This is a genomic window from Bradyrhizobium sp. JYMT SZCCT0180 (assembly GCF_018130165.1).
GTDB lineage: Bacteria > Pseudomonadota > Alphaproteobacteria > Rhizobiales > Xanthobacteraceae > Bradyrhizobium.
In genome coordinates, this window is record NZ_JAFCLZ010000029.1 from 89,977 (window position 1) to 99,891 (window position 9,915).

Sequence of the window (9,915 nt, forward strand, 5' to 3'; positions counted from 1 at the left end):
ATCGAAAGATGCTCGCAACCGAGGCCGGGCCGGCATAGCCTTGCCCCCGCTTGGCCGGATCAACCGGCCGGCTCATATCCTGGGAGGAAGTGATGACACGCGACGTGCAGCGCGATCCGCAGTCCATGATTTCACGACGAACGCTCGTCCACGGCCTGGCGCTCGCCGCCGGGGCCACCGCGGCGGGGGCCGGCACCGCGCTGGCCCAGCAGGGCGCGGTGGGACCGCCATCCGTGGTCACCACCCCGCCGCGTGATTTCAGCCCCCGGGGCGCGCCGACCACCTATTTCTGGGACCCCGATATCATCGCGGTCGATCCGTCGTTCAACGACCTCGCCCAGCCCAATGCGCCAATCCAGCGTCTCCATACCGGACTGCTGTGGGCCGAAGGCCCGGCGTGGAGCTCGCAGGGCCGCTATCTCCTGTGGAGCGACATTCCCAACAACCGCCAGATGCGATGGACCGAGGATGACGGCCGCGTCAGCGTATTCCGCACCCCGTCCAATAATTCCAACGGCAACTCGTTCGACTTCCAGGGCCGGCAGCTGTCCTGCGAACATCTCACCCGCCGGGTGGTGCGCTACGAGCACGACGGCACCGCGACCGTGCTCGCCGACAATTTCGGCGGCAAGAAACTCAACTCGCCGAACGACGTCGTCGCCCATCCCGATGGCAGCTACTGGTTCACCGACCCGCCCTATGGCGGCCAGCTCTATGAGGGCGAACCGGACGTTGCGGGAGGCCCCAGCAATCCCGCCGGCAAGCTCAACCCTCGGATCGGCCAGCCGGCCGGCTTCGTGCCGGGCAAGCGCGAGCTGCCGACCAATTGCTACCGCATCGACCCCTCGGGCCGCGTCGACCTGGTCGTGACCGAGGAGCAGGTGCCCGATCCGAACGGCCTCTGTTTCTCGCCCGATTACAAGAAGCTCTACGTCGCCAGCACCGGCAAGGGGCCCGGCGATACCGGGCCGGGCGGCAAGGGCGACATGTTCGTGTTCGATGTCGGCACCGACAACAAACTGTCGAACCACAAGCGGTTCAGCGACTTCATGGTCGACGGCGTGAAATGCGGACCGGACGGCCTGCGCTGCGACGTCAACGGCAATGTCTGGTCTTCCAGCAATGCCGGCCGCGCCGTCGGCTACAGCGGCGTGACGATTTGGTCACCGGACGGCAAGCTGATCGGCCGGATCCGCCTGCCCGAAGTGTGCGGCAACGTCTGTTTCGGCGGGCCGAAGCGGAACCGCCTGTTCATGGCCGCCAGCCAGTCGCTCTACGCCGTGTACACCGCAACCCAGGGCGCCGGCCCGGGCTGAGCCGTTCGGCACCGCCACCAAACAGCGAAGGGAGAAGCCGGCGCAACCCGCCGGCTTTTTCATGCCGCACAGCCCTCGATGCAGTCTCGTTTCGAGAAGTCCTGTCTCGAACAATTTCGGGCATGCTCACGGTTGCGCGCGACCATGCGCATGCACGGGGTCTCCGCAGTCATACGGGGGCAAATCGCGGCGTCTGTGTGCTATACTGAACAGACGCTTTACCACTGTTCGATATTAATGTCGGCGTTTCATTACCAAACAATTTTTACGAGGGCCCGGCAGGTGTGCCGGGCTTTTGTTTTTCGGCCGCGTGGATGGCTGGTCAGCGGAGTCTCAACGCGCGCAGGGCGGATCGAGCCCAGCGGTCCTCAATAGTCGCGGCGAGGCTTTTTACTGGGTCGCTTTCCGCCCTCGTAATAGGGATTGACGACGCATTGTGCGGCGCGGCCCGATGCCGACATGTTGCACTGTGGGATCGAGGTGTAGCCGCATTCGAAGTAAAAATCGTTCCGGCCTGTGTAGACCTGCAGGCAGACGGGATATTTCGGATCGTAGGTCTGGGCGTACGCCGACGGTGTTGCGACAACCGCCGCGATCGCCAAAACCGCCAACGTCAGAATGCGCATCAGGACTCCCTCGACGGCAAAATTGCGCCCTGCCGGGTTAACCCTGCGCGGGCGCAGTTCCCTTTTGGGACAACCCGCGTGCCCGATCCGGAAACCCCGACGCTACACCGCGCCGTCGATGGAGGCCAGCCTGCAGCCGATTGAACCCGGCTGCGGGCCAAGCTTACTCGCGATCACTTGCCGATATTTCCGGCGATTGTCCTTGTCGATTCATTCATGGCCCGGAGCATGTTGGTGGTCAGCTGGATGGCCATTTGCCGCTGCGACAGCAGGCTTTGCAGACGGATCATGTACAGCTCGCCACCGCAAACCTGGTCGAGTTCTGTTTCTGCCAATTCGTGCGCACGGCTATTCATGTCGTTTTCCCCCAGTTGGATGTCTCGGTAATCAACGTTCGATCAGCGGATCGGGAAGACGACCTTCGGCAGCGGCTGCTTCGGGAAGAACAGCTTCAGGATGTCAAGGATGCAGCCACCTTCGATCACGCCGCCGGCCACGATCTCCAGTTCCTCGATCGCCAGTTCACGGTTTTCGGTATTGCGCTTGGTCATGACATTTCTCCATCGGTTGAGAATGAGGTGAAGAGCGCTATTGCCTGTCATGACCGACACTACGATCGCCGATCTCGGATTACCGTGACGATCGTCACATGCGCTGGAATGACCGGCGCGAATGAGGCCGATGCTTCAAACCGTGACTTACCTCACGGCACGTCGCTCGCGCGAACCTAGCCTGCCCTGTCTGACGATGCGGATGGTCGCTTCGTCCAACGACAGGAGAAGGATATGGAATCCGGGCAAATCGAAACCAACGCGCTCAGGGAAACCGAACTCGATACGATCTCGGGCGGCCGGACTTGTAACCACGCTCCGCCCAGGATGGAAGTGAGCATACCGTTCGGCGGCCAGGTGCTGGTGATTTGGGCGACCTCCACTTGCTCCGGCACCTACTGGTACGTGAAATGACGCACAGGCTGCCAGCATTGGCGGCCTAACCTCCCGCTGATTCTACGTCCGCGACAATGATCGCGCGTCAGAACCGCGGCGCTTTCGCGGACGCATGGCCGCGTCGTTGATCCCGGCTGGTTCGCATCTCCCGGCCGTGATAATCATGGCGAAACGGCCAAGCTTGAAAAAGAAACGTAACGGGAGATCGCCATGGCGCGCTTCAAGGACTTTGTACCCCAGGGGGTGATCCCCGCGGTGCTGCTGCCGTTCCACGGCGATCTCACCATCGACGAGCCGAGCTTCCGCAGCCATCTGCGTGACGTCGCGGCTGTCGAGGGCCTGTCGGCGGTAACGATCAATGCGCATTCGACCGAAGTGGCCTCGTGCACTTCAGATGAGCAGAGCCGGGTGCTTGACATCGCGGTCGACGAGATCGGCGACCGCCTGCCGTTGATCCACGGCATCTGGGCGGACGGCAGCCTCGAGGCGGGACGGATAGCAAAGCGCGCGCAGGCCGGCGGCGCTTCGGCGCTGCTGGTGTTTCCGCCGGCGCCCTTCACGCTCGGCCAGACCGCGGAGATGGCGCTCGCGCACTTCAAGGCGATCGCGTCAGCCTCCGATCTGCCGCTGATCGTTTTCCAGTATCCACTGGCGACCGGGCAGGGTTATCCCGCGGCGACGCTGACCCGCCTGCTCGACGAAGTCCCCACCATCCGCGCCATCAAGGACTGGTCGCAAAGCGTGCCTCAGCACGAGGCGCATGTAAGGATGCTGCAATCGCGAAAGCAGCCGGTCAACGTGCTCTCTACCAACAGCGCCTGGCTCATGAGTTCGCTGGTGCTCGGCTGCAACGGATTGCTGTCGGGAAGCGGCAGCGTGATCGCCGATCTGCAGGCCCGGCTGTTCCGGGCGGTTACCGCCAACGACCTAGCCGAGGCGCGGCGGCTGAACGATCGCATCCATCCGCTGATGGGCGTGTTCTACGCCGATCCCTTTGTCGATATGCATAATCGCATGAAGGAGGCGCTGGTGCTTCTCGGCCGCCTGCCGCGCGCCGTGGTGCGGCCGCCATTGGTCAAGATCAGCGAGCCGGAGATCGCGCGGATTCGCGAGGCGCTGGTGGCGGCAGGTCTGCTCGATGAATCCGGAAAGCGGCGCGAAGCTGCCTGACGCGGCTTACTGTTTGCCGGCGGTCGCGACCGGTTCGACCACCTGCTGATCGACGACGCTCAGGCGCCCCGGCAGCGCACCCGAACGTACCAGCATCGCGACGTTGTTGGCGTCTTCGAGCGTAAAGTTGCCCGATATGATCGCCGAGCCGCCCGTGATCGGCTCGCTGATAACCGACTCCGACAGCACCTGGTCGTCAACGACGATCGCGAACGGCTTTGTGATATTTTCCTGCGTGATGATGGCGAAGCGCCGGGCGCCGCGCGCATTCAGGCGGAACGACGCGATCGGCTGCTGGGTCCGCGGGTCGATCAAGGGTGACGCGTCGATGATATCGTCGCCCTCCATTGCGACCTCCTTCAGGACCACAGAAGGCTCCCTGGTCTTGAAGTGGTAAAGAATTTCGGATGTCGGCGGCACCGGACCTTTCTGAGCCAGCGCGGCGATCACGGACACATCGACCAGGCGAAACGTCACCCGCCCTCGCTTGCCGAGCAGCGCGCTCACGCGCTCGGGATCCCTGACGCCCGGCAGCAGCACGCGAAGCCGGTCGCCCCCGTCGGGCTGCACGCTGGCGTCCCTGATGCCGGCGTTGCGCAGGCGTTGGTCGATCATCTCGCCGGATTGCCTGACCAGTTCGCGCAGGCGCTCGGCGAACCCGGCCTCCGTCGGCATCAGCCGGATCAGCCCGTCACCGCTGTCAGTGACGCTGATCGTCTGTGCGCCGGAAGGCGAGTCTTTCGTGGATGGCACCAGCTTGGCAAGCACGCGCTGCCGGTCCTTGGGTTCGGCAATCCGGACCTCGACGCCGCCGTCGCGCATCGCCAGACCGGAGAACGGAATGCGCCCTTCCCGCACGGTCCGATACAAATCATCGCGCAGCTCAGTCACGACTGCTTCGCGCAACGCGGCGCTATCGACCTTGAACTGAATCCTGGAGCCGCCTTGCCTGGCCAGCGCCTTCTCCGCATTGGCCGCAATCGCCGCGCGCATCTTGTCGACCGCTTGCGCGTCATCGGACGTCGCGCGCGGGGCGGCTATGGCCGAACACGCGGCGGACGCCAGCATGAAGGCGACGAGAAACCCTGCCGTCTTGCCCCGCACGTTCATGGTCACAGCGTCCTCTCATCCGGCGGCACTGATGTGCCAGTCCTTTAGTGCCGGAGGGGCGCGCCGAGGTTCAAGGCCCTTGCCAAAGGCCCAGGGCCAATATGAACTCCCGTAGCTACTCAGGCTGGGAGACGTCGCGTGAGCCCGATCGATACACTGTTCACCAACGCAAAATTCGCTGACGGTTCGCTCAATGATGTCGCCGTTGCGAACGGACGCATCAGCGCCGTTTCGAGGGCGGGAACCCAAATCTCGGCCGGTGCGCCGACACGCGATCTCGGCGGCGCGCTGATCGTTCCCGGATTTGTCGAAGGACACATCCACCTCGACACCAGCTTCTATGGCGACGACTGGAAGCCCCACAAGCCCTATACCAACGGCTTCAACGTTCATGAACGCGTTGCCTTTCAGGCGCGGAATTTCGCCGAAGCGGCTCCCGTGGAAGTCCGCGCCCGAAATCAGCTCGAGCTTTGCATCGGCCATGGTTCGACGCATATGCGCAGCCATGTCACGGTGGACGGCACCATCGGGCTGCGATCGTTGGAGAAGATTCTGGCGGTGCGCGAAGCCTACCGGGGTATCATCGATATCCAGCTCGTCGCGTTCCCGCAGAGCGGTATCCTGCAAAGCTCCGGGACGGCCGAACTGCTCGATGCAGCGGTGGCGATGGGCGCCGATCTCGTCGGCGGCATCGATCCCGCGAGCTTCGATCGCGATGTCGAAAAACATCTCGATGTCGTGTTCGGCATCGCGGATAAGCGCGGGGTCGGCGTCGACATTCATCTGCACGATAGCGGAACGCTGGGAATCTTCGAGATCGAACAGATTGCGGCGCGGTCGCGCGCGCTCGGCATGGGCGGCCTTGTCGCGATCAGCCACGCCTATGCGCTTGGCGATATCGCCCTCGACATCGCCAAACGCACGGCCGACGTTCTGGCGGAAAGCGACGTTGCGATCATGACCAACGCGCCCGGACGCCGGCCCTTTCCGCCTGTCGCGCTTCTGCGTGAGGCCGGCGTCACCGTATTCGGCGGCAGCGACAATATCCGGGACTCCTGGTGGCCATACGGCGATGGCGACATGCTGGGCCGCGCCAACATCATCGGCTACCGCTCCGGCTTCAACACCGACGACGAATTGGGGATCGCCCTTGACGTCGTGACCAGGGCCGGCGCGAAAGCGCTGCGGCTTAAGGGCTATGGGCTTGAGGTCGGCGACAAGGCCGATTTCGTGACCTTGAATGCGCAGCACGTGCCGGAGGCGGTGGTGGCGATACCTCGCGGGCGATCAGTCTACAAGAATGGAAAGCTCGTGGCCCGCGATGGCCAGCTGGTTCGATCGTAAACCAGCAACCATTCAACGCCTGTTCAGGCGCCAGCCCATTTCCCAGAAATCGGCTTCGAGCCTTGTGGCTTCCTTGAAGGTCGCAATCAGCTCCGCCTCGCGGGCCGGCGTCGCGTAGCGATCGGCCAGGGATTCCAGATGCGTCCGCGCGTTCGCCGCGACCTCCTGATAGGCCGCACCGGCATATTCGGCGATCCAGACGCGATAAGGGTTGGTTGCGAGTAGCGCGTTCGGGTGTGCGGCGAGCCTTGTTGCGATCTCGGCGTAGCCGATCACGCAAGGCGCCAGCGCCACCTTGAGCGACAGCAGGTCGCCGCGCATTCCGGCGTCGAGCACGTAGCGGGTATAGGCCAGCATCTCGACCGCCGGAGCGGCTTTCTCGAGATCGCCGGGCGACAGCCCCCAGCCGGCGCAGAGTTTGACGTGCAGGTCCATCTCGACGTCGAGAATCGCCGAGAGGCCGGCCGCCGCCTCGCGCATGTCCGCCAGCTGAGGCGACTTGTAGACCGCGAGCGCGTAGGCGCGCGCAAACTCGATCAGGAACAGATAGTCCTGAACGAGATAGTGACGAAACGCCGCCTCGGCGAGCGAGCCGTCCGCCATGGCGTTCGTAAAGGCATGCCCGGTATAGGCGCGCCACTCGGCGGATGCTTCGGTCTTCAATCGCTCGAAGAAACTCATGATCTTTCGCTGGGCTGGCTTTTCAACGGGTGGCCTGTCCGGTGATAACAGACCACTGCGGCACGGGACAATGCCGCTCTGCGCAGAAGCATTTCATAGCCGGATGAAGCACGACGGCAGCTTGAACGCTGCTGCGACGTTTTGCGCCTCGCCCAGCCTTCCGGCGCCGGAACTCCGCAGTACCGGCCGCCGTTGACATGTATGGCAACCGTTCTGCGCAAACCCGTGATCATTGCCGCGATTGTCGCGGCAATCTCGATTACCACCATCATCCTGGTAGATCACACCAACCTGATCGTTGACCGACGGGCTCCCCAGACACCTCCCGGCACGACATTCAACACGGTGAATGACGCCGGCGCGACGGTCAGTCCGACACGGCCTGAATCGGCGATCAAGCCGACACCGCCCGGCCCCGCACCGGTCGAGCCGGCCATTCCAGCCAAGTAGCCGATGGCCCCGCTGGTGCGCAAAAAACCATGCTGGTTGCCGGCAATCGCCTGCGTGTCGATGAATCTCGGATATCGGGCCGCGCCTTGCGCAGGACCCGTTGGCTGATCCGGCCCCCGGCCCTACCGGGTCACTTGGCGTAGCCCTGGGATCGGAGCCACGCGACCTTGCGGTTTCCGTTCATCCAGTCGTCGGCATCTGCCTTGCTGGTCAGCCCGGTGATCACGCGTTGTTCGCTGCCCGGATAATCTGCCTGGATAGTCCAGTCGTCATCTGCGATCCGGACGGTCTTGAAGGTCACTTTTGCTTTTGCCATGAGACCTTATGCACCATCCGGAGGGGACTGTGTGAGGTTTCTCATGATTGAAACCAGCGCGCGGGCAATGAAAAAGGCCGCCAACCAAGGCGGCCTTGCAAGCTGAAGTGTCAATTATCGGACGCCGTTATGGTTGGGTGGGCATTTGCCTTCACCCAGCGAGTATGCCGGGTGACGATCCCGTGGACTGTGACCGCCGTCACGCAGGGGACGCCAACCAGGACGGACTAACGACAGCCTGATCCGCCTGCCCAAATTGAAGGCAGAACGGCATCAATTCAGTAGAAGTACGGGAAATCGCGCGCCGCCAAAGGCAGCGCCTCCGGGAAATCGCGGGGATCGTTCAATGGAACTTTAGTGTTTGCCGTCTAACAAGCGCGGCACCGACCATTACCGGCTGACATAGATCCGAGGCGAGCCCAACCGTGCGTGTTCAATTTTTTCGGGCTCTGGCCAACATTGCCAATTCGACGAGGATCGGCGCGATCGAGTGCGTCGCCCGCTTTGGAAAAAACAGCTCGGGTAATATCGCCGTGCTGTTCGGGATTGTCCTGGTGCCCCTGCTGACCGCCGTCGGCTGCGCCGTCGACTATTCGGTGGCGAACAATCAGCGCACCAAGATGCAATCGGCGCTCGATGCCGCGATCCTGGCCGGCTCGATCGCCGGCAAACAAGCGCTCGATTCCGGCGCCAGCAGCACCGCGGCGATTGCGGCAGCCAATGCCGCAGCCGCCAATTTCTTCTCCGCCAATATAACATCGGGCATCTCGGCCAGCATCAGTACCAACTTCACGATGAACGGCCTCACGCTTGCAGGAAAGGGAACGGCGACAGGCACCGTTTCCAACTCCTTCCTGAAGGTGGCCGGCCATCCGACCACGCAATTGTCAACGGCCTCGCAGTCGAGCTCGACGGCCCAACCTTACCTGAACGTCTATCTCCTGATCGATATCTCCGCATCGATGCTGTTGCCATCGACCCCTGCGGGCATCACGCAGATGATGAACGGCCAGGGCGGCTGCGCGCTGGCCTGTCACGACAAGGCCAACGGCACCGATTCATATGCCTGGGCGCAGAAGAAGGGAATCGAACTGCGCTACCAGGTCGTCAATCAGGGCGTCCAGAATCTGCTGACACACCTCAACAGCAATTCCAGCCTGAAATCCCACGTCAAGGTCGGGCTGTGGTCGTTCGACGACAACCTGACGCAACTGACGGCTCCGACCTACACCTATTCGTTGGTATCAAGCAATTTTCCGGCGCCTGCGCTCGCCAACACCGACGAGTCGGCGGCAACGCCCTTCAACAGCCTGATATCGAAATTCATCAGCGATGTCGGCCCCGCCGGTTGACGGCAGCTCCGCGTCCAGTCCGCAGAAAATGGTGATCATTGCCACCGACGGCGTCAACGATCCGACGCGTGCCTGGGTCTCGAATCCATCGCTTCGGTCGCAGGTCAAGGTGTTCGACACCGCCTTCTGCAGCACGTTCAAGAGCAAGGGCGTCACCGTTGCGATCATCAATACGCCCTATTATCCGATGACCTGGGACTGGGGCTACAACGCGACGCTCGGCCAGCCCGGCAGCCTCGGCGGCGCGACCCGCGTCGACGATATTCCGATCGCCTTGTCGGCGTGCGCAGGCAAATATTTTACGGTGGCGTCAGACGTCGCCTCGATCCAATCGGCGTTCACAAAGCTTTTTGTGGCGGCGTCGCCGATACGGCTGACCAACTAACGCGTGGATGAGTTTAGGTTGGGCGATCCACTTGCACTGTCTCCGTCATCCTGAGGTGCGCGCTCTTGCGCGCCTCGAAGGATGAGAAGTGCCCGTGGCCCATCCTTCGAGGCTCGCCGAGCGGTGCAAGTGCACCGCAAGGCTCGCACCTCAGAGGCTGTGAATCTATGTGATCTGGCGTGTTTTTTTGTTTGCGGAACCGTGAGTCGAATGATTCG

The 9,915-nt window shown here is 62.8% G+C and carries 13 protein-coding genes; 7 read left to right on the forward strand and 6 right to left on the reverse strand.

Features of this window, described 5'->3' with window-relative positions; all coding sequences use genetic code 11:
* The first annotated feature begins 92 nt into the window (after positions 1-92).
* On the forward strand, positions 93-1,316 hold the full coding sequence (locus JQ641_RS33115; RefSeq protein WP_212000490.1) for an SMP-30/gluconolactonase/LRE family protein: 1,224 nt from the start codon (positions 93-95) through the stop codon (positions 1,314-1,316).
* Positions 1,317-1,684: 368 nt separating this feature from the next.
* Here JQ641_RS33115 and JQ641_RS33120 read toward each other — a convergent pair whose 3' ends face one another.
* From JQ641_RS33120 to JQ641_RS33130, 3 genes are all read right to left on the reverse strand, one after another.
* Entirely contained in the window at positions 1,685-1,942 is a 258-nt protein-coding gene (locus JQ641_RS33120; RefSeq protein WP_212000492.1) for a DUF3551 domain-containing protein, read from the reverse strand.
* Positions 1,943-2,115: 173 nt separating this feature from the next.
* Positions 2,116-2,298 carry a hypothetical protein gene (locus JQ641_RS33125; protein ID WP_212000494.1) on the reverse strand — a complete coding sequence of 61 codons (183 nt, stop codon included), beginning with the start codon at positions 2,296-2,298 and terminating at the stop codon, positions 2,116-2,118.
* Positions 2,299-2,340: 42 nt separating this feature from the next.
* A complete protein-coding gene (locus tag JQ641_RS33130; RefSeq protein WP_212000496.1) occupies positions 2,341-2,493 on the reverse strand; it encodes a hypothetical protein in 153 nt (50 codons plus the stop codon).
* A 234-nt stretch (positions 2,494-2,727) separates the two neighbouring features.
* Between JQ641_RS33130 and JQ641_RS33135 the strand changes: the two genes are divergently transcribed.
* Both JQ641_RS33135 and JQ641_RS33140 read left to right on the forward strand, forming a co-directional pair.
* Positions 2,728-2,907, forward strand: coding sequence for a hypothetical protein (locus JQ641_RS33135; RefSeq protein WP_212000497.1), 180 nt, complete (start codon positions 2,728-2,730; stop codon positions 2,905-2,907).
* Positions 2,908-3,099: 192 nt separating this feature from the next.
* Positions 3,100-4,059, forward strand: coding sequence for a dihydrodipicolinate synthase family protein (locus JQ641_RS33140; RefSeq protein WP_212000498.1), 960 nt, complete (start codon positions 3,100-3,102; stop codon positions 4,057-4,059).
* 6 nt (positions 4,060-4,065) lie between these two features.
* Here JQ641_RS33140 and JQ641_RS33145 read toward each other — a convergent pair whose 3' ends face one another.
* Complete coding sequence (locus JQ641_RS33145; protein ID WP_249151007.1) at positions 4,066-5,169, reverse strand: SecDF P1 head subdomain-containing protein; 1,104 nt, start codon at positions 5,167-5,169, stop codon at positions 4,066-4,068.
* 138 nt (positions 5,170-5,307) lie between these two features.
* Between JQ641_RS33145 and JQ641_RS33150 the strand changes: the two genes are divergently transcribed.
* Positions 5,308-6,513 (forward strand): amidohydrolase family protein, encoded by a 1,206-nt coding sequence (locus tag JQ641_RS33150; RefSeq protein ID WP_212000499.1) that lies wholly within the window; start codon positions 5,308-5,310, stop codon positions 6,511-6,513.
* 12 nt (positions 6,514-6,525) lie between these two features.
* On the opposite strand, the gene tenA is transcribed toward JQ641_RS33150, so the two are convergent.
* Positions 6,526-7,194, reverse strand: a complete 669-nt coding sequence (gene tenA, locus JQ641_RS33155) for a thiaminase II (RefSeq protein ID WP_212000500.1) — start codon at positions 7,192-7,194, stop codon at positions 6,526-6,528.
* A 201-nt stretch (positions 7,195-7,395) separates the two neighbouring features.
* Here tenA and JQ641_RS33160 point away from each other — a divergent pair, with 201 nt between their 5' ends.
* Positions 7,396-7,644, forward strand: coding sequence for a hypothetical protein (locus tag JQ641_RS33160; protein WP_212000502.1), 249 nt, complete (start codon positions 7,396-7,398; stop codon positions 7,642-7,644).
* Between the two features lie 130 nt (positions 7,645-7,774).
* On the opposite strand, the gene JQ641_RS33165 is transcribed toward JQ641_RS33160, so the two are convergent.
* On the reverse strand, positions 7,775-7,960 hold the full coding sequence (locus tag JQ641_RS33165) for a hypothetical protein (protein ID WP_212000504.1): 186 nt from the start codon (positions 7,958-7,960) through the stop codon (positions 7,775-7,777).
* Between the two features lie 425 nt (positions 7,961-8,385).
* On the opposite strand from JQ641_RS33165, the gene JQ641_RS38215 reads away from it, so the two are divergent.
* A complete protein-coding gene (locus JQ641_RS38215) occupies positions 8,386-9,312 on the forward strand; it encodes a TadE/TadG family type IV pilus assembly protein (RefSeq protein ID WP_349628663.1) in 927 nt (308 codons plus the stop codon).
* On the forward strand, positions 9,293-9,697 hold the full coding sequence (locus tag JQ641_RS38220; RefSeq protein WP_249150992.1) for a hypothetical protein: 405 nt from the start codon (positions 9,293-9,295) through the stop codon (positions 9,695-9,697). Before JQ641_RS38215 ends, JQ641_RS38220 begins: the two co-directional genes overlap by 20 nt.
* Positions 9,698-9,915: the final 218 nt, after the last annotated feature.

Coding starts and splice junctions, on each gene's coding strand:
- tenA (WP_212000500.1), bottom strand. CDS start 7,194: ATGAGTTTCTTCGAGCGATTGAAGACCGAAGCATCCGCCGAGTGGCGC.
- JQ641_RS33160 (WP_212000502.1), top strand. CDS start 7,396: ATGGCAACCGTTCTGCGCAAACCCGTGATCATTGCCGCGATTGTCGCG.
- JQ641_RS33145 (WP_249151007.1), bottom strand. CDS start 5,169: ATGAACGTGCGGGGCAAGACGGCAGGGTTTCTCGTCGCCTTCATGCTG.
- JQ641_RS33115 (WP_212000490.1), top strand. CDS start 93: ATGACACGCGACGTGCAGCGCGATCCGCAGTCCATGATTTCACGACGA.
- JQ641_RS33130 (WP_212000496.1), bottom strand. CDS start 2,493: ATGACCAAGCGCAATACCGAAAACCGTGAACTGGCGATCGAGGAACTG.
- JQ641_RS33120 (WP_212000492.1), bottom strand. CDS start 1,942: ATGCGCATTCTGACGTTGGCGGTTTTGGCGATCGCGGCGGTTGTCGCA.
- JQ641_RS38220 (WP_249150992.1), top strand. CDS start 9,293: ATGTCGGCCCCGCCGGTTGACGGCAGCTCCGCGTCCAGTCCGCAGAAA.
- JQ641_RS33135 (WP_212000497.1), top strand. CDS start 2,728: ATGGAATCCGGGCAAATCGAAACCAACGCGCTCAGGGAAACCGAACTC.
- JQ641_RS33140 (WP_212000498.1), top strand. CDS start 3,100: ATGGCGCGCTTCAAGGACTTTGTACCCCAGGGGGTGATCCCCGCGGTG.
- JQ641_RS33165 (WP_212000504.1), bottom strand. CDS start 7,960: ATGGCAAAAGCAAAAGTGACCTTCAAGACCGTCCGGATCGCAGATGAC.
- JQ641_RS33125 (WP_212000494.1), bottom strand. CDS start 2,298: ATGAATAGCCGTGCGCACGAATTGGCAGAAACAGAACTCGACCAGGTT.